Here is an 18,366-nt window from a genome sequence, read left to right as displayed (position 1 = left end):
CAGATCATGCAGTCCAAATGGCCTGCCTTACCTATTATAAACCTAATTTCAGAAATGAAAAAGAAACAAACCTTAAATTTCTTTCTCCACTGATAGCAAAGGTTGTATCCGCTTACCATATAAGGAAAATCTCCTATATTCCTCCACTCGTCATTTATGAAAGTTCTCAGGCGATCTGTTCATACTAAAGGTATGCACCACAGAGAAACGAGGGGATCACATTGCTTACAAAAGACCAGCTTCAACACTTGAAACATGAACTGGAACAAACAAAAGAAGATATCTTAAACCGTTTCAAAGACAATGACCATTTCCAGCTTAACTCTGCCTTTCCTTATGATTCATGGGGTGAGCTTTCAGCTTACGACAACCATCCCGGCGATCAGGCGACAGAGCTTTACGAGCGTGAAAAAGACATCGCTCTCGACTTGCATGAGAGAGAGCATCTCCGGGACATTGAGCATTCATTGAAAGCGATAGAAAACGGTACGTACGGTATTTGTGAAGTCAGCGGAAAGGAAATCCCTTACGAACGTCTTGAAGCGCTTCCGACTGCCACAACGCTCGCAGAGTATTCGTCACAGGATGTCGTTTCCAAAGACCGTCCGATCGAAGAAGAAACACCTTTCGGGCAATTTGAATTTGACGACGATGAAGAAATCAGAGCGCCTTATGACAGTGAAGATTCTTACCAGGACGTCGAAAAATACGGAAACTCGCAAACACCGCAGGATATGGAAAACCCTCCGCTCAGCTATGATGATATGACGATGAATGCCGAAGAAAACATCGGCAATACGGAGTCGTACGAAAATTTCATCGCTACAGATATCACAGGCAAAGAAATTACAGTTTATCAAAGCAGAGCTCATGAGCGTTATGAGGAAGAACTCGATGAAGAGGGAATCATGACAACATTCGGCGATCTCCACGCTGATTGAACCCCCGGTTATTGGGGGTTCTTTTCCGTTTTCAGCATATCGATGATCAGCTTCAGATAATCCTTTTGCAGTCCGATGTCATACCGATCGCCCTCCAGCAATTTCCCGTAAACATCGCATGCCCTAAGTGAAGCTTTAATCGCATCCGTTAGCTGCACTTCTCCTCCGGCATCAGCTTCTAATGTCTCCAGCTTCTCAAAAATATCCGGTGTAAAAATATAACGTCCTGCTGCGGCAAAATGAGAAGGCGGGTTTTGTTTAGGCTTTTCCACAATATCCTGAATGCGATAAAGCCCTTTTTCAACAGGCTCCCCTTTTATCACACCGTAATGGTGCAATTCTTCCGGTTTCGTTTCTTTTAAGCCGATCACACTGCACTGATATTTCGTGTACGCTTCAATCAGCTGCCCCAAAGCCGGCTGATTAGCGGAAAAGATCAGATCATCAGGCAAAACGACGGCAAAAGGCTCTCCGCCTGAAAATTGCTTTCCAAAAGAAATCGCGTCGCCAAGACCTTTTGCATAAGGCTGCCGCACATAATGAATCCGTATATCCGGAATCGGATGTTCACTGAGTAAATGCAGTTTATGCCGGGAGGCCAGAAAAGCTTCAAGCGCCAAAGAGGAATCAAAATAGTCGACAATCAGATTTTTATGGCTCGATACAACCATCAAAATATCTTCAATGCCTGACTCCTTCAGCTCTTCAACAATATAATGAATCACAGGCTTAGATCCTACCGGAAACATTTCTTTTGGAATCACCTTCGTCACCGGAAGATTCCTCGTTCCGTATCCCCCGGCAGGAATGATCGCTTTTTTTATCATGTTATTTTCCCCTCAGCTCATGTTTATTACATGATATTCCAAGAGCGCACCCCGATGTTTGTACATCTGAAATTAGGCGAAAGAAACTGGGCAGAAAGCGGAATCACGAACCAGCCCTTTTTTAATAGGATATTGATATATGACCAGTAATCTTGTAAAGGAGCTCAGGTGATGAAAATTTGTGTGGTTGGCGCCGGATATGTCGGTTTGACCCTATCAGCGGCACTGGCATCCTTCGGGCATGACATGATATGCACAGACAAAGACCTCAAAAAAATCGAACAGCTGAAAAATGGAGACATTCCCTTTTACGAGCCTGGGCTTTCAGATGCACTAAATCATTGCGGCAATCTCTCGTTTTCTTCTGAAGTGAAATCGAGCATGGAGGAATGTCCCGTCATTTTTATCGCAGTCGGAACCCCTCCGCGTTCGGACGGATCAGCAGATACGAAAGCACTGCAGTCCGTCATCAGCGATTTGAGCGAGGCAATCCGAACGTATAAAACCATTATTACGAAAAGCACTGTTCCGCCCGGGACAAATGAAAACATAGCAAAACAGCTGATTGCCTCCGGAGTGTCTGAAAACTTATTTAACATCGTATCCAATCCGGAGTTTCTGCGGGAAGGCAACGCCTTGTATGACATGCTGCATCCTGATAAAACGGTCATCGGTGTTCAGGAAGGAGATCACGTATCAGCAGCAATCGTCAAATCCATTTATAAACACATTGACACCCCTTATATCATTACAAGCTTAGCAGGAGCAGAGCTGATTAAGTATGCCAATAACTTCTTCTTAGCAGCCAAAATTTCGTTCATTAACGAAATGGCCCGCATATGTGAAGCCTATCAATCAGATATCTCAGATATTTCCCGTGCCATCGGACTAGACCCGAGAATCGGTGGACACTTTTTGCAGGCCGGCATCGGATACGGCGGCTCTTGTTTTCCAAAGGATCTGCAGGCGCTGCAATTCGCTGCCCAGGAAAAAAACACGGAGACCTACCTGCTACAAGCCGTGCAGCACATCAATGATACCCAGCTCGGCCTGTATATCCAAAAAATAAAGTCATTCTTTGATACACTTCACGGCAAAAAAGCTGCTGTACTCGGCATTTCCTTCAAACCGCATACCGATGACACCAGGAATTCTCAAGCCGTCAGGTTGATAGAAAGGCTGACAGAGCTGGGATGCCATGTTGATGCATATGATCCTGAGGCTGTTCTTCCAGAACATTTGCGGAAACATGTGACTCAGCAATCTCAAGCTTTTGATGCGATAGCAGAGAGTGATTTTTTATTTTTGGCAACAGAATGGCCTGAATTTTTAGCATTAGATTGGAAAAAGACTGCAAGCATCATGAAAGGGCGACTTGTGATCGACGGGCGCAACGCACTGAAAAAAGAACTGCTCGAGGACTTCGGACTAATCTGCACAGGAGTTGGCCGCCCATGAAAATACTCGTCACAGGAGCAGCGGGATTTATCGGCTCCCACCTCTGCGAAGAATTGCTGAAGGATAAGACACATGATGTTATCGGAATCGACGACTTTATAGGACCCACTTCATTTTCCTTAAAATTCAAAAATCTTGAAGCCCTGCTGCCAGAAAAACGATTTACGTTCATAAAGGAAAATCTGCTGACTGCAGATCTTTCTCCCTTACTGGAGGGAGTGGATATCATCTTTCATTTGGCGGCCATACCGGGTGTCCGTTCAAGCTGGGGCGATCATTTTCATCCATATGCCGCACATAATATACAAGCGCTCCAAAGGCTCCTTGAGGCCTGCCGGGAACATCCGCTTCAAACGTTCGTCTTTGCTTCCACCTCTTCCGTCTATGGCGAAAAACAAGGGAAAGTCAGTGAAAACGCGGCGCTTTCCCCATTATCTCCGTACGGCGTAACAAAGCTTACGGGAGAAAAGCTTTGCCATGTGTATCAACAAAGCTTTGGCATTCCGATTGTGATTCTCCGTTTCTTTACCGTATACGGACCGAGACAGCGGCCGGACATGGCTTTTCACCGGCTCATCAAACAGCACCTTCAGCAAAAGCCGCTCACCATCTTCGGTAACGGGCAGCAGTCAAGAGATTTTACTTATATCGGCGACTGTGTCAAAGGCATCTACGCTGTTCTTGGGAAACCCCATCTTATTGGTGAAACGGTGAATATCGGCGGCGCAGAGCGTGCCTCAGTCTTAAAGGTTGTCTCCCTCATTGAAGATATTTCTGGTAAAAAAGCAACACTGCACTTTTCGGACAAAATAGCAGGGGAACCCAGCAAAACGTGGGCGGATATTTCAAAAGCAAAACAGCTCTTACATTACGATCCCGCCACATCCTTAAAGGATGGTTTGGCCAACGAATTCGCATATTTATCGTCGCTGTATCAGGGGGAATGAAAATGAAGCTTGCTTTTATCTGTACAGAAAAGCTGCCGGCGCCCGCGGTACGCGGCGGCGCAATTCAAATGATGATTGACGGTGTCACGCCCTATTTCAGCAGCCGGTACGATCTGACCATTTTTTCAATAGAAGATCCATCACTTCCAAAAAGAGAAACAAAAGACGGCGTACAGTATATCCATCTGCCAAAAGAGCATTACCGCGAGGCGGTAGCCGAGGAGCTGCGAGCCTCTTCCTTTGACCTTATTCATGTGTTCAATAGGCCTTTAAATGTCTCTCTATATAAAAAAGCCTCACCAAACAGCAAGATTGTTCTGAGCCTGCATAACGAAATGTTTTCTGAAAAAAAGATGACCTTCGCGCAAGGAAAAGAAGTACTCGACAATGTCTCCATGATCACAACCGTCAGCGAATTTATTAAACAAACCGTCATTGAACGGTTCCCTGAAGCAGAGGACATCACACAAGTCGTATACTCCGGTGTTGACATCCGCTCTTATCCGCCTGTCTGGACGATGAAAGGTTCGGCTATTAGAGAAACATACCGAAAAAAATACGGCATTGGGGATAAGAAAGTCATTTTATTTGCCGGCCGTTTAAGCCCCACAAAAGGGCCTCACCTTCTCATTCACAGCATGAAACGGATTTTGCAGCAGCATCCCGACGCTGTGCTCGTCATAGCAGGCGGGAAGTGGTTCAGCGATGACGGTGAAAACCAATATGTAACCTATCTGCGCAAGCTGGCGCTGCCATACAGGGACCATGTGATCTTCACGAAATTCATCCCCGCAGACGACATTCCAAACCTCTTTCTGATGGCAGATGTATTTGTGTGCAGCTCTCAGTGGAATGAACCCCTCGCCCGTGTGAATTATGAAGCAATGGCGGCTGGAACGCCCTTAATTACCACAAACCGGGGCGGAAACGGAGAAGTTGTAAAACACGAAGTCAACGGTCTTGTCATCGACAGCTACAACAAGCCTTCTTCATTTGCGAAAGCAATTGACAGAGCCTTTACAGACCAAGAATTAATGAACAAATTCACAAAAAATGGCCGGCACAATGTAGAATCTTCGTTTACCTTTACCCATGCTGCCAAAAGGCTCAATGCTGTTTACCAATCCGTTCTGACACCGGAAAACAAACAATTTCCGCCGCCTCTTCTATCGCAGAATCTTGATTTATCATCTATCAATCAGCTTTTTGTGAAAGCAAAATCATAAAACCTACAGCTCGTGTTGCAATACGGGCTGTTTTTTTGCTGCATAGAACATAAAAAAAGGCATAAATGTGATTTTATGCCTTGCGCTTTACAGTTTGAGAAAACCATGGAGCTGGTGCGGATTCACTCGGAAGAACGATAATTTCCACTCTAGCTTCCTCCACTAATTCTGGTTCTTCATCCTCCTCTTCAATTGGCGGCTCTGAACGTTTGGAATCATGCTCCTCCTCAGGCTCTCGAATGGTTTCGAATTTCGTTTCTTCGTCATCCATAACCTTGTGATCTGTTTCCTTTTCCTTCGTTTCTTCTTGAAATTCTTTCGGTGCATTGATGTTAGGGAGCTCTCGAATGCTGCCCACAGCCAAGTGTTTCTCCTCTTCTTCCTTCTCAGCTGAGCTTGTGTCATGAGCCTGCCACCCCATCGATCCAGGCGGTGTAAATACGAATTGGTCGAGATCGAGTTTAGAAATGGAGGCTTTTTGTCTCGATGACCTCATGTCAATTCGCCTCCCGATACGCTTTTATTTTTTTATACAGTTCCGGCATTTTATCCAAAAACGCATCTTTAGATTCTTCAACAGAAATCATATTTTGCAGCGCCCAGTTGTACTTCTCATCTGACCATGTTTTCTTTTGCTTCAAATAATATTTATGGCCGATTGCACAGAACAAATGCGGAAACGCGAGATCAATCCATAGCACCTCGTACTGTTTTTCTGTGAGCGGATACACTGCATCATAGGCTGCAAGCAGTGCAACCATGAAATCGGTATCCCATACAGAAAGCTTAACCATAACTTTATTCAGCAGAATGCGCAGATCTCTTGATGGCAAATCGTAGGTAATCGAGTGAAGCTCTTTTAAAAAAGGCTCCCCGTCGATCTCAGTCAAACGCGCCAATGTAAAATCCTGAAAACAGAATCCGCCATGTTCAAGCGTTTCTTTTGTCCAATTTTCATACTCTGATTCATCAAGCGCTTGCAGAGCCTCTTTTCCTCTTGCCAGCATTTTATCAGCGTGTTTTAAGAAAGTTTGCGAAAATAAGTCATCAGGATAAGATGCCGCGATCTGCATATTCCCTTCTAATTCCTGCAGCTTCCACCGGTATAATTTATGCCATTTGCCGAGCCTGCTTCTTTTCTTGCTTTCATCTGTGCAAACATATCGTTTTGACGCATGATGAAAATGGCCGGCAAATGACATGACTTTTTTCATCTGCTCTGCATCATAGTAAATCATTTCTTTTCCTGTCACTTTGTCATATAAACTGTAGGAGACCCGATCAGTACCTAAGCAGCTCCCGCCATTTTTTGTTTGATGTATCGGCGCTACCGGCAGCCCTTTCTCTTGTAAATGGGCATGTGCCTGAGTGATAAAAAGCATTCGCTCCGGTTTCATCTGCGCTTCTTTTAATAGCTTTAGGCCTTGATCAGTTTGTATTTCCCAGATTTTGCGCCCGCTTTTGTTTGATTTCAACGCCACATGTTCGATATGGAACGGATAATAGTTGAGAATATCGGACACAATCTGTTCTTCATGCTCTTTTTGGTACACTCTGTTCACCCCTTCTATCTGTTCTTCTCATACACGCTGAGCAGATTTTCCGCCACCCTCTGCCAGCCGAATTGGCTTTCTGCCTCACGACGGCTGTATTTCCCAAGCCGTTCCCGTTTTTCAGAGCTGCTGAGCAAATCATTGATATATCCAGCATATTGTTTAGGATTTTCAAAGTCATGAATGATGTAGCCGTTTTTCCCTTCCTCTATGACCTCTGGATTGCCTCCCCGATTGCTTGTAATAATAGGCAGTCCCGCAGCCATCGCTTCATAATGTACCCTCGCTAAAGGCTCCTGCCACTGCGAAGAGCATACAAATACATCTGACATGGTATAAAGGCGAGGAATGTCCTTTGGCTTCACAAATTGAATAAATGTGACATGATCCTTTTGCATCGCACCGAGGGTATGAAGATGTTTGACATAGTTATTTAATTCATTATCTCCGAACCATTTTGACCCGATAAACACCATCATGACATCAGGATGCTCCTCGATTATGTCCGGCAACGCCTGCAATAAAATGTGCGGGCCTTTTACTTTGCTGAGCCGGCCAACAAAAAGGACAATTTTTTTACCGTGAAGTTCCAGCTCGCTTCGCATATCTTCGCGAGCCCGCTGCCCTTCTTTTGTCCAGCGTGGGTGGTACGCTTTCAAATCCACACCGGAATACACCGTTTTTGTTTTTGATCGTGCTGACGGAAAACGGCTTGTGATCGTCCGGCCAATATAATCGCTGACCGTAACAATCTGCGCTACAGAATCGATGCATATCTCACCTTCTGCCTGGCTGATCTTATCGTAAGCGAACATTTCATTGTGAACGCTTAAAATAAAAACAGCATCTGGCGCCTGTTTCTTCAGTTTCGACACCCAGCTTGGGCGATTACAGACATGCACAAGATCAAAACGGCTCTTTTTCAGCTCTTCTCCAACAGCATCTTCATAACGGTCTTCATCCAAATGCACATAATGGACTCCGTCTGCTGTCTCTCGATCAGCGAGATTTGGATCTTTAATAGAAAATACAGTCACCTCATGTTTTTTGGCAATCAAAGGGGCAACTGCTTCGAGGTAGATTTGAATGGCGCCTCCTCGAACCGAGGGGACAGGAAGCTTCTCTGTGGCGATCAGTGCTATTTTCATACATAGCCTCCATTCCTGCATGATTTTTAACTAGTTAGAATCATGATACGGTTGAACAACCAACTTGTGCGGAATGGGACTGCCCCAAAAACAAAACGGGTAAACAACCAGGTTCTTCTATCAAATATAGTCAAATATCTCAATCATTTTTTTCTTTCGATTCATAAGGTAGGAGTAAAACAGGTAAGGATGTGTCCTTTAATGGCAGAAAACCAAGAAGTCATTGAGGAGGGGAATTCATCAGAGCTTCCTTTATCAGCAGAAGATGAAAGAAAATTAACCGAGCTGGCTGAAAATGTGCTTCAAGGATGGGATGTGCAGACTGAAAAAATAGACGTCATTCAAGGAAACCAGATGGCGCTTGTGTGGAAGGTTCACACAGGCTCCGGTGCGGTTTGTCTGAAACGAATACACAGGCCCGAAAAGAAAGCCTTGTTTTCCATTTTCGCACAGGATTATTTAGCAAAAAAAGGAATGAACGTTCCCGGCATAATCCCAAATAAAAAAGGCAGCCTATATTCCAAGCACGGCTCCTTTCTATTTGTCGTATATGACTGGATCGAAGGAAGGCCGTTTGAGCTGACTGTAAAGCAGGATTTGGAGTTTATCATGAAAGGCCTTGCTGATTTCCATACAGCTTCCGTCGGATATCAGCCGCCTAATGGCGTTCCCGTATTTACGAAATTAGGGCGCTGGCCGAATCACTATACGAAACGATGCAAACAGATGGAAACGTGGAAGCTGATGGCGCAGATGGAAAAAGAAGATCCTTTCTCACAGCTTTATCTTCAAGAGATAGACAGCTTTATTGAAGACGGACTGCGCATCAAAGACCGGCTTTTGCAGTCGTCCTATGTGCCATGGACTGAACAGCTGAAAAAAAGCCCTAATCTTTGCCACCAGGATTATGGAACCGGAAATACCCTCTTGGGGGAAAACGAACAGATTTGGGTCATCGACCTAGATACCGTATCATTTGATCTTCCTATTCGAGATTTGCGCAAAATGATTATTCCGCTTTTAGATACGACGGGCGTTTGGGATGAAGAAACATTTCATGTGATGCTGAACGCATATGAATCCAGTGCCCCATTAACTGACGAACAAAAACAAGTAATGTTTATTGATATGCTGTTTCCTTATGAGCTTTACGATGTCATTCGCGAAAAATACGTCCGCAAGTCTGCTTTACCGAAGGAAGAATTAGAGTCAGCTTTTGAATATGAACGCATTAAAGCAAACGCATTAAAGCAGCTGATTTAAGACATCATCTCCCCCGTATATCGGGGGGATGATCTTTATAAGATAAGGGTAAGAATAAATGTAACATTAATACATACGGGGGTTACAAACATGAAGAAGATGGTCGGTGCCATAGCGGTTTTTGTGATTACATATGCGCTGTTTTCAGCCGCAGACTACCTGTTTCCAATTGACCAAGAATGGTACAATTCACTGAAAAAACCGGACTGGACGCCACCCGGATCTGCGATCGGCATCATTTGGGCCATCCTATTTGCCCTGATCTCCCTTTCAGCTGCCATTGTGTATGCCGCGTTTTCATTTAAAGATGCGAAAAGCTTTTGGCTTACGCTTTTGATTAATTATGTGCTCAATCAGGCATTCAGCTATTTTCAATTTACCCAAAAGAATCTGCTGGCTGCATCGATTGACAGCCTGCTTGTCGCCATCACTGCAATCGTTTTAATGATCATAGCGAGAAAATACAGCAGGACCGCAAGCTATCTTCTTTTGCCATATTTTTTATGGAGTGCATTTGCGACATTCTTATCCTTTACAATCTATTCCATGAATCTGTGAACAAAAAAGCCGCTTATACAGCGGCTTTTCACATCATCGGCTGGATTCCCCAAATGTTTTTCGCATATTCCCGGATCGTGCGGTCGCTTGAGAAATATCCAGAATGGGCAATATTCACAATCGAACGCTCAGACCATTTCCTCCGATCGAGATAATCAGCTTGAATACGCCCCTGCGCATCTGCATATGAGCTGAAATCCTTCAGCACAAAATACTCATCATTATGCGGAAGCAGCGAGTCATAGATCGATTCAAATTCATCTGCTTCCCCTTCAAAAAAACCGTTGATCAGCTGATCCGCTACCTGTCTGATTCTGCGGTCATGCTGATAATATTCCCTCGATCTATAGCCGCCGTTTTCCTGATACGATAGAACTTCATCCGCCTTTAAACCGAATGTGTAAATACAATCAGGCCCCACCCGCTCAAGTATCTCAATATTTGCGCCGTCATGTGTGCCAATCGTCAAAGCGCCGTTCATCATGAACTTCATATTTCCTGTACCAGACGCTTCCTTGCTTGCGGTTGAAATTTGTTCACTTACATCTGACGCTGGAAAAATCCGCTCAGCCATAGAAACTCTGTAATTTTCCAAAAAAACAATCTTGAGCAGTTGTTTGACTGCCGGATCATAGTTGACCTTTTCCGCGACAGAATGGATCAGCTTAATGATTTTCTTGGCATAATAATAACTTGGTGAAGCCTTTGCCCCAAAAATAAAGGTTTGCGGGTAGATAGAAAAGCCCGAGTCCTCTTTGAGCCGATTATACAAATACATAATATGAAGAACATTCAGCAGCTGCCGTTTGTATGCATGAAGACGTTTCACCTGAACATCAAATATGCTGTCAGGGTTCACAACTACCCCGGCCGTGCAAAAAATCAAATCAGCGAGCTCTTGTTTTTTCCTGCTTTTGTTGTTTTGAAACTGTTCGATAAAAGCAGGATCAGAGGCGTACGGTTCTAAGCGAATCAGTGATTCCGGCTGTTTCACCCATTCATTGCCGATCGCCTCCGTGATGATAGCAGACAAGCCGGGATTCGCTTTCAGCAGCCAGCGCCTGTGGGCAATTCCATTCGTCTTATTGTTAAAACGATTCGGAAACAGCAAATGAAAATCGTGCATCTCCCTTTCCTTTAAAATATCGGAATGAATTTTGGCAACGCCGTTTACACTGTAGCTGCCCACTATAGCCAGATGAGCCATTTTGACAACACCATGCGCCGTAATCGCCATGTCCTCTATCCTTTTCCAGTCTCCGGGATACTTTTCCCACACCGCCCGGCAAAACCTTTCATTGATCTCTTCAATAATCATGTACATTCGCGGGAGCAGCGGCTTAAACAAATGAATCGGCCATTTCTCAAGCGCTTCTGACAATGTCGTATGATTTGTATAAGAAATCGTATGTACGGTAATATGCCAGGCCTCTTCCCAGCTCATGTTCTCTTCATCGAGCAAAATCCGCATCAGCTCAGGCACTGCCAGTGCAGGATGGGTATCATTAATATGAATGCTTACTTTTTTATGCAAGCCGGATAAAGATTTATTTGTTTTTCGGTAATTGTTCACAATGCTTTTTAAGCTTGCGCATACTAAAAAATACTGCTGCTTCAGCCGTAAAATTTTCCCCTCGTCATGAGTGTCATCAGGATATAAAAATTCAGAAACTGCTTCGGTTTCCCGCTTATAAGACAAAATATTGCCGCCATGATAATGCGCATAAGGCTCAGCGTTCCAAAGCCTTAACGTATTGACGGTACCCGTTTCATAGCCGATGATTGGGATGTCATAAGGAACGGCTGTAACAATTGTAGCTTGCTCGTGGCGAAAATGCAGACGTCCGTTCTTTTCTGTCATATGCACCTCGCCCCAAAACGGCACGTCAACTGCCTGATCGGCATTTCTTACTTCCCATACATTCCCGTTTTTCAGCCATTGCTCAGGCAGCTCCACCTGATGCCCGTCTACAATTTTTTGCTCAAACAAGCCATGCTTATAACGAATGCCCATCCCGTGCCCCGGCAAATTCAATGAAGCCAGAGAATCTAAAAAGCAAGCTGCCAAGCGCCCAAGCCCGCCGTTGCCGAGACCTGCATCGCTCTCCATTTGAAGGATCTCCTCTAAATTGATGCCGATTTCCTTTAAGCCTGCTTCTACAACATCACGAACGCCAAGATTCATTAAATTTTGTTCAAGAAGCTGACCGAGCAGAAATTCGATTGACAAATAATATGTCTGCTTCCCGGAATTGGACCTGCTTTTTTCATTCGTCTGGATCCAATCAGCGCTGATATATTCTCTGACCATATTGCCCAACGTTTTATATTGATCCAGCTTGGCAGAGTCTTTGAAGCTTTTTCCGCACGTCATTTCCAGACGCTTTAAAAATAAGGCTGCAAAGCGTTCTTTACTCGAGAACATCCCGTCCACTCCTTGTCACATGCTCGAAAATGCGCTGATACTCTTTTGCTGACTGCTCCCAGCTGTAATCTGCATTCATTGCGGTCTTCATGATGCTCTTCCATACATCCTTTTGGCGATAAAACGACAGCGCCCTCTCGATCGTAAATTTCAGATCATGCGCATTGAAAGCGGAAAACGTAAAGCCATTGCCCGTTCCCTCTTCCTCCTGATAGGAACGGACAGTGTCGTAAAGACCGCCCGTCTCCCTGACAATCGGAATGGCGCCATATTGGAGAGCAATAAGCTGACCCAAGCCGCACGGCTCAAATTTCGACGGCATCAAAAACATATCGGAGCCCGCATAAATTTGATGGGCAAGCGGCTCATCAAACCCAATATACGCTCGGCACTTCTCATGAAAAGCCAATTCTGCATACCGGAAATAATCTTCAAATTCACGTTCCCCTGTACCCAGCACAATTAGCTGTATGTCTTGCTCTTCAAGAAGTTCGTGCATAATTCTGCGGACAAGATCAAGTCCCTTTTGTTTAGTGAGCCTTGTCACCATACTGATCAGCGGAATATCATTTCGCTCTGGAAGCCCCATCCGCCGCTGAAGCTTCGTTTTATTTACTTCCTTGCATCCAAGATGCTCCGAATCGTAATGCGCCTCTATATAGGGATCGCATTTCGGCTGATAGAAAGTATCATCAATGCCATTTAATATGCCGGTTACATCATTTTCCCTATATTGCAAAACCTGCTCAAGCTGTTCACCATAATAAGGCGTCAATATTTCATTTCTGTAAGTGGGGCTCACAGTTGTCACATGATCAGCCGCAATGATGCCTGCCTTCATAAAATTAACAAATCCGTTGCATTCTAACCTTTCATAATGAAAATGATCCATCTCAAGCCCTAGCAAGTCATGTGTGACATCAGGCGGAAATATGCCTTGAAACTGTAGATTGTGGATTGTGAGCACGCTTCTCATCTGCTTATAAAAAGGATGTTTTCTGTATTCCTCTTTCAGCAAATAATTGACCATCGCTGTATGCCAGTCGTGAGTATGAACAATATCGGCTTGAATATTCACAGCTTCGGCGGCCCCCAGCACAGCTCTGGAAAAAAAGGCAAACCGTTCACCGTCATCATAATGCCCGTACAACGAATCCCTGTTAAAATAATATTTATTGTCGATGAAATAATAATTCACATCATCTTCAGCAATATGTTCAATTCCGCAATATTGCTGACGCCAGCCGACGGCTACCGTACACTCAGCCGTTTTTTCCATGCGCTTTTTCCATCGCTCAGGTATTTGGCTGTACTTTGGAAGCATTACAGCTACTTCATTGCCTAATCGCGCAAGTGCCTTTGGCAGAGCGCCAGCTACATCGGCAAGACCTCCTGATTTAACAAACGGGGTACATTCAGATACAGCAAATAATACCTTCAAGAATTCATCAGCTCTCCTTGTACCAAACCTTTTCTTAATACAAGCGGCTGCTCAGCTGTTCCCGCAGCCTCAGTCGCATTGCCGATTTTAACGTCCTTATCAGAAATGACCTGCTCAAGCTGGCAATCCTCGCCAATCTGCGTTTTTTGCATAATAATGCAGTTTTTCAGCTTCGTCCCCTTTCCGACATGAACCGCCCTGAACAAAATGCAGTTTTCAACCTCTCCTTCAAGCACACATCCGTTTGCCACCAAGGAATTTTTGACAGTGCTGTGTTTTCCGTATTTCGTCGGCGGCTCATCCTTCACTTTTGTATAGATCGGCTGCTGCGGCAAAAACACCTGCTGCCAAAAACGAGGCTGAATGAGCTCCATACTGTGGGTATAATACTTTTCCACCGAATCAATGACAGCGGCATAACCTGAATATTCATAAGGGCAAATGGCCAAGGAGGAGGATTCTTTTTCAACAGCCTCCTGAATGGTTTTATAGCCTTTTTCACTATGTCCGTAGATCAGATCCTTTAAAAGCGCTGTAGACATGATATAGATTTGCAGCGACTGGCCATCCTGAAATACCTCGGTGACGTCGCAGCCAACCTCCTGATGGCGTTTCAGCACATATTGAAATTGAATGTTGCATACAGTATGGCTGTTGGAGATGACAGCATACTGCTGTGTGCTTCTGTGAAAATAATCAAGATGGTCGGAAAACTGCCGAAAAGAACCGAACTCATCGTATTCTTGGTGAAGGTGGGGCGACGGGAAAAAAAAGAGGCCATCCTTTTTTCGATGCAAATCCCATTCCTTACCTGCTCCAAGATGATCCATAAGCGAACGGTAGCGATACTTTGGAAAAATCGCGACACTCCTAATATCCGCATTCACCATGTTGGAAAGCATAAAATCGATCAGACGGTACCTGCCGGCAAAAGGGATTGCTCCCAGCGACCGCTGTGCCGTTAAATCCTGAAGAGAATGCTTATATGTGGTTTCATCTATAACACCTAACATTTGATTATTGAACACTGACTCAGCCCCCTCTTCAGTATTAGATCAATTCTTTTTCTACAAATTCCTCTGAAACGAGCAGCGCCTCCTGAATGTCTTTTTCGGATCGAATCACTGCGCCATCCGGCAGCACCAGACCCTTAGGAACGATGGCATTTTCAATCACTACATGCTCGCCGATCGTCACACCCGGCATTATGACGGATGATTTAACAGTCGCTTGCTTACCGACAGTCACGCCTTGAAAAAGAACGGAGTGAGACACATTTCCATATACAACACAGCCTTCGTTCACAAGCGAATCTTGAACCTTCGCATCAGATGAAATAAATTGCGGAGGCTGATTCGGATTGACGGAGTAAATTTTCCACTTCCGTTCAAATAGCTTCAGCTCCGAGTCCTCTTTTAACAGATCCATATTGGCCTCCCACAAGCTCTGAACAGTACCGACATCCTTCCAATATCCTTTGAACGGATAAGCGGAAAGCTTCTTTTTCTCCTCCAAAAGCAGAGGAATAATGTCTTTGCCAAAGTCGTGGCTTGAATAAGGATTCCGGTCGTCCATCTCAAGATACTGTTTCAAAAGCGGCCAATTGAATATATAAATTCCCATTGAGGCAAGATTGCTCTTAGGGAATTTGGGCTTTTCATCAAAATGTGTAATCGTCCCATCTGCATCGGTCTTCATGATGCCGAACCGGCTTGCTTCCTCCCAGCCCACCTCGATGACAGAGATCGTTACATCCGCTTTCTTTTCAATATGAAAATCAAGCATTTTACCGTAGTCCATTTTGTATATGTGATCTCCTGATAATATCAGCACATACTCAGGATCATACTGATTCAAATAATTAAGATTTTCATAAATGGCGCTTGCCGTCCCTTTATACCATTTGACTTCTGATGACTCGGCATAAGGGGGTAATACCGTCACGCCGCCATTATATCTGTCAAGGTCCCATGCACTGCCGATTCCAATATAGGAATTCAGCTCAAGCGGCTGATATTGTGTTAAAATCCCGACTGTGTCTATGCCTGAATTGGAACAGTTGCTGAGGGTAAAATCAATAATCCTGTATTTTCCCCCGAAAGATACAGCCGGTTTGGCCATATTTTTTGTCAATCCGCTGAGACGGCTGCCCTTCCCGCCGGCAAGGAGCATGGCTACACATTGTTTTTTCATCTTTTTATCTCTCCTCTTTTTTTAACCGCCCGTAAAATCGAAATGCCGTAAGGGGGGATGGTCATCGTGATATAACATGGTTTATGATGAAGAGCTCCCTTTTTGGCCGCTAACGGCTTTTTGTTGATTTGTCCTGAGCCTCCATATGCTTCACTGTCGCTGTTCAGCACTTCAATGTATTGAGTAAGAAAAGGAACTCCAACATCATATTGATGATAGACCGCGGGTGTAAAATTACAAATGATGACAAGCGCCTCACCGTGCCTTTTGCCATAACGAATAAAAGAAAAGATTGATTGTTCGTCATTATGGACATCAATCCATTCAAACGATTGTGCACGATGGTCATGTTCATAAAGGATTTTGCTTTTTTGATAAAAGCGGAGAAGATCTTGCGTAAAAACGCTGGCTTTCTGATGCATGGGGAAGGAGTCCAAAAACCAATCAAGCTGTTCTGTATCTTTCCATTCATCAAATTGGGCAAATTCTGATCCCATAAAGATCAATTTCTTTCCGGGATGAGCCGTCATATAGCCGAGCAAAAGCCGATACTGGGCAAATTTCTGCCAATAGTCGCCAGGCATTTTATTAAGAAGGGATTTTTTTCCGTATACGACTTCATCATGAGAGAACGGCAATACAAAATGTTCACTAAACGCATACAGTAATGAAAACGAAATAAGCTGATGACAATACCGCCTTTCTTCTGGCGGCGTCTCCATATATTTCAGTACGTCATTCATCCAGCCCATATTCCATTTAAAATGAAAACCGAGCCCTCCTTCCTCAACAGCACCTGTCACTTGAGGCCATTCCGTAGAGTCTTCCGCAATCATCATGACATGAGGATATGCCTCTCTCATGGTTTGATTGAGTTTTTTTAAAAATTCAACAGCATATGGATTCGTATGGCGTTCATCCTGATTTGGCCAATACAGGAGATTAGCCACTGCATCAACCCTAAATCCATCTATATGATAGAGTTCCGCCCAGTACAACGCATTAGAAATTAAAAAACTATGAACTTCCGGTTTTCCCAGGTCAAAGTTTGCCGTGCCCCATAGCCAGTTCTCCCGATCACGTTCTTCTTGATATTCATAAAGTGGCTCTCCATCAAACATATAAAGACCATGTGCGTCTTTACAAAAATGTCCGGGGACCCAATCCAGAATGACTCCGATGTTTTCTTGATGGCATTCATCCACAAACTTCATCAAATCATGCGGTGTGCCAAACCTGCTTGTCGGGCTGTAATAACCCGTTCCTTGATATCCCCAGGAACGATCATAAGGGTGCTCATACACCGGAAGCAGTTCGATATGGGTAAACCCATGCTCTTTGATATAAGGAATAAGCGACTGGCTTAATTCTTTATAAGAGTAATGCCTGCCATCAGAATGTTTCTTCCAGGAACCGAGATGAAGTTCATAAATAAAAACAGGTTTCTCATACAGCGTATTAGCCTTCTGTTTCTTTTGCCATTTTTGATCTTGCCAGTTGTATCCTGCCAAATCGTAAGTAAATGACGCTGTATTGGGCCTGATTTCTGAATAAATAGCATATGGATCTGCCTTCAGCCTGATCTCGCCGCTTTTCGTCACGATTTCATACTTATATCGTTCCTTTTCTCCTAAATCTGGAATAAACAACGTCCAAATGCCACCATCGTTCGCTCTGTGCATCACATGCTGTTCTCCTGACCAGCTGTTAAAGTCCCCAGCCACTCGTACTTCTGACGCATGAGGCGCCCACACACAGAATTCATATCCTCTTTGGCCATTCAGCTCGCGATAATGCGAGCCAAACAGCTGATAGCTTTTAAACAGACTGCCTTCGTGAAAAAGATAAACATCATGTGCTGTAGGGCTGGCAGCGGCCATGTAATCATCCTTTCTGACATCATAGTTTTCATTTATAGTATTTATTCGAAGAAATAAAAAAAAGCCCTTTCATGAAAGCGCTTATACTTATTGACAATTAACTTCATTTTCCGAAGAAAAACGAAATATATGGAGATTTTTGTTGCCTGTTTATAGAATATAGAATGATTCTAAGGCATGTCAGGATTTATAAAAAATAAAAAAACCTTGCAGGATATGCAAGGTTTCTGAATGACCCGTACGGGATTCGAACCCGTGTTACCGCCGTGAAAGGGCGGTGTCTTAACCGCTTGACCAACGGGCCGATGATTGAGAATTTATATGTGTAATCATATGGCGGAGAAGGAGGGATTTGAACCCTCGCGCCGCTTACACGACCTACACCCTTAGCAGGGGCGCCTCTTCAGCCACTTGAGTACTTCTCCATTTGGCTCCACAGGCAGGATTCGAACCTGCGACCGATCGGTTAACAGCCGATAGCTCTACCACTGAGCTACTGTGGAATA

The 18,366-nt window shown here is 44.3% G+C and carries 15 protein-coding genes and 3 tRNA genes; 6 read left to right on the top strand and 12 right to left on the bottom strand.

The annotated features are described in order from the left end of the window. Positions 1 to 221: 221 nt before the first annotated feature. Entirely contained in the window at positions 222 to 941 is a 720-nt protein-coding gene (locus RAC86_RS20870; protein WP_014114898.1) for a yteA family sporulation protein, read from the top strand. Between the two features lie 8 nt (positions 942 to 949). On the opposite strand, the gene RAC86_RS20865 is transcribed toward RAC86_RS20870, so the two are convergent. Beyond that, positions 950 to 1,768 carry a UTP--glucose-1-phosphate uridylyltransferase gene (locus RAC86_RS20865; protein WP_072566737.1) on the bottom strand — a complete coding sequence of 273 codons (819 nt, stop codon included), beginning with the start codon at positions 1,766 to 1,768 and terminating at the stop codon, positions 950 to 952. Between the two features lie 171 nt (positions 1,769 to 1,939). Between RAC86_RS20865 and RAC86_RS20860 the strand changes: the two genes are divergently transcribed. From RAC86_RS20860 to RAC86_RS20850, 3 genes are read left to right on the top strand one after another with little or no spacing between them, the layout of a single operon-like run. Continuing rightward, on the top strand, positions 1,940 to 3,226 hold the full coding sequence (locus tag RAC86_RS20860; RefSeq protein ID WP_072566738.1) for a UDP-glucose dehydrogenase family protein: 1,287 nt from the start codon (positions 1,940 to 1,942) through the stop codon (positions 3,224 to 3,226). Continuing rightward, a complete protein-coding gene (locus RAC86_RS20855; RefSeq protein WP_072181959.1) occupies positions 3,223 to 4,173 on the top strand; it encodes an NAD-dependent epimerase/dehydratase family protein in 951 nt (316 codons plus the stop codon). The genes RAC86_RS20860 and RAC86_RS20855 overlap by 4 nt, the downstream gene beginning before the upstream one ends. A gap of 2 nt (positions 4,174 to 4,175) precedes the next feature. Further along, on the top strand, positions 4,176 to 5,399 hold the full coding sequence (locus tag RAC86_RS20850; protein ID WP_072566739.1) for a glycosyltransferase family 4 protein: 1,224 nt from the start codon (positions 4,176 to 4,178) through the stop codon (positions 5,397 to 5,399). 73 nt (positions 5,400 to 5,472) lie between these two features. Here the strand turns inward: RAC86_RS20850 and RAC86_RS20845 are convergent, their stop codons facing one another. The 3 genes from RAC86_RS20845 to cotSA are packed head-to-tail and all read right to left on the bottom strand — an operon-like array spanning position 5,473 to position 8,100. Then, positions 5,473 to 5,895, bottom strand: a complete 423-nt coding sequence (locus RAC86_RS20845) for a hypothetical protein (RefSeq protein WP_014114903.1) — start codon at positions 5,893 to 5,895, stop codon at positions 5,473 to 5,475. 1 nt (position 5,896) lies between these two features. Beyond that, complete coding sequence (gene cotS, locus RAC86_RS20840) at positions 5,897 to 6,952, bottom strand: spore coat putative kinase CotS (protein ID WP_072566740.1); 1,056 nt, start codon at positions 6,950 to 6,952, stop codon at positions 5,897 to 5,899. A 14-nt stretch (positions 6,953 to 6,966) separates the two neighbouring features. Beyond that, positions 6,967 to 8,100 carry a spore coat protein CotSA gene (gene cotSA, locus RAC86_RS20835; RefSeq protein WP_072181956.1) on the bottom strand — a complete coding sequence of 378 codons (1,134 nt, stop codon included), beginning with the start codon at positions 8,098 to 8,100 and terminating at the stop codon, positions 6,967 to 6,969. A 189-nt stretch (positions 8,101 to 8,289) separates the two neighbouring features. Here cotSA and cotI point away from each other — a divergent pair, with 189 nt between their 5' ends. Both cotI and RAC86_RS20825 read left to right on the top strand, forming a co-directional pair. Beyond that, on the top strand, positions 8,290 to 9,363 hold the full coding sequence (gene cotI / locus RAC86_RS20830; RefSeq protein WP_072181955.1) for a spore coat kinase CotI: 1,074 nt from the start codon (positions 8,290 to 8,292) through the stop codon (positions 9,361 to 9,363). Between the two features lie 90 nt (positions 9,364 to 9,453). After that, complete coding sequence (locus RAC86_RS20825; RefSeq protein ID WP_061187221.1) at positions 9,454 to 9,921, top strand: TspO/MBR family protein; 468 nt, start codon at positions 9,454 to 9,456, stop codon at positions 9,919 to 9,921. 28 nt (positions 9,922 to 9,949) lie between these two features. Here the strand turns inward: RAC86_RS20825 and glgP are convergent, their stop codons facing one another. The 8 genes from glgP to RAC86_RS20785 form a co-directional block, all read right to left on the bottom strand. Continuing rightward, the gene (gene glgP, locus RAC86_RS20820; RefSeq protein ID WP_072566741.1) at positions 9,950 to 12,346 is read right to left on the bottom strand and encodes a glycogen phosphorylase GlgP; all 2,397 of its coding nucleotides are present in this window, start codon (positions 12,344 to 12,346) and stop codon (positions 9,950 to 9,952) included. Next, positions 12,333 to 13,787, bottom strand: a complete 1,455-nt coding sequence (gene glgA / locus RAC86_RS20815) for a glycogen synthase GlgA (protein WP_072566742.1) — start codon at positions 13,785 to 13,787, stop codon at positions 12,333 to 12,335. The genes glgP and glgA overlap by 14 nt, the downstream gene beginning before the upstream one ends. Then, positions 13,784 to 14,815, bottom strand: a complete 1,032-nt coding sequence (gene glgD, locus RAC86_RS20810; protein WP_072566743.1) for a glucose-1-phosphate adenylyltransferase subunit GlgD — start codon at positions 14,813 to 14,815, stop codon at positions 13,784 to 13,786. The genes glgA and glgD overlap by 4 nt, the downstream gene beginning before the upstream one ends. Positions 14,816 to 14,837: 22 nt before the next feature. Beyond that, the gene (locus RAC86_RS20805; RefSeq protein WP_072566744.1) at positions 14,838 to 15,980 is read right to left on the bottom strand and encodes a glucose-1-phosphate adenylyltransferase; all 1,143 of its coding nucleotides are present in this window, start codon (positions 15,978 to 15,980) and stop codon (positions 14,838 to 14,840) included. Continuing rightward, positions 15,977 to 17,860 (bottom strand): 1,4-alpha-glucan branching enzyme, encoded by a 1,884-nt coding sequence (glgB, locus tag RAC86_RS20800; protein ID WP_061187224.1) that lies wholly within the window; start codon positions 17,858 to 17,860, stop codon positions 15,977 to 15,979. Before glgB ends, RAC86_RS20805 begins: the two co-directional genes overlap by 4 nt. Positions 17,861 to 18,092: 232 nt before the next feature. Continuing rightward, a tRNA-Glu gene (locus RAC86_RS20795) sits at positions 18,093 to 18,164 on the bottom strand. Between the two features lie 30 nt (positions 18,165 to 18,194). Next, positions 18,195 to 18,285, bottom strand: a tRNA-Ser gene (locus RAC86_RS20790). 3 nt (positions 18,286 to 18,288) lie between these two features. Further along, positions 18,289 to 18,363, bottom strand: a tRNA-Asn gene (locus RAC86_RS20785). Positions 18,364 to 18,366 lie beyond the last annotated feature (3 nt).

It is taken from the genome of Bacillus sp. LR_5 (assembly GCF_042709275.1).
This window is presented reverse-complemented; position numbering and strand designations above follow the sequence as displayed.

What these genes read in the sequence shown, in the direction of transcription:
- RAC86_RS20855 (WP_072181959.1), top strand. Translation starts at nt 3,223, where the DNA reads ATGAAAATACTCGTCACAGGAGCAGCGGGATTTATCGGCTCCCACCTC.
- RAC86_RS20825 (WP_061187221.1), top strand. Translation starts at nt 9,454, where the DNA reads ATGAAGAAGATGGTCGGTGCCATAGCGGTTTTTGTGATTACATATGCG.
- RAC86_RS20845 (WP_014114903.1), bottom strand. Translation starts at nt 5,895, where the DNA reads ATGAGGTCATCGAGACAAAAAGCCTCCATTTCTAAACTCGATCTCGAC.
- glgB (WP_061187224.1), bottom strand. Translation starts at nt 17,860, where the DNA reads ATGGCCGCTGCCAGCCCTACAGCACATGATGTTTATCTTTTTCACGAA.
- RAC86_RS20850 (WP_072566739.1), top strand. Translation starts at nt 4,176, where the DNA reads ATGAAGCTTGCTTTTATCTGTACAGAAAAGCTGCCGGCGCCCGCGGTA.
- cotSA (WP_072181956.1), bottom strand. Translation starts at nt 8,100, where the DNA reads ATGAAAATAGCACTGATCGCCACAGAGAAGCTTCCTGTCCCCTCGGTT.
- glgP (WP_072566741.1), bottom strand. Translation starts at nt 12,346, where the DNA reads ATGTTCTCGAGTAAAGAACGCTTTGCAGCCTTATTTTTAAAGCGTCTG.
- cotI (WP_072181955.1), top strand. Translation starts at nt 8,290, where the DNA reads ATGTGTCCTTTAATGGCAGAAAACCAAGAAGTCATTGAGGAGGGGAAT.
- RAC86_RS20860 (WP_072566738.1), top strand. Translation starts at nt 1,940, where the DNA reads ATGAAAATTTGTGTGGTTGGCGCCGGATATGTCGGTTTGACCCTATCA.
- RAC86_RS20805 (WP_072566744.1), bottom strand. Translation starts at nt 15,980, where the DNA reads ATGAAAAAACAATGTGTAGCCATGCTCCTTGCCGGCGGGAAGGGCAGC.
- RAC86_RS20865 (WP_072566737.1), bottom strand. Translation starts at nt 1,768, where the DNA reads ATGATAAAAAAAGCGATCATTCCTGCCGGGGGATACGGAACGAGGAAT.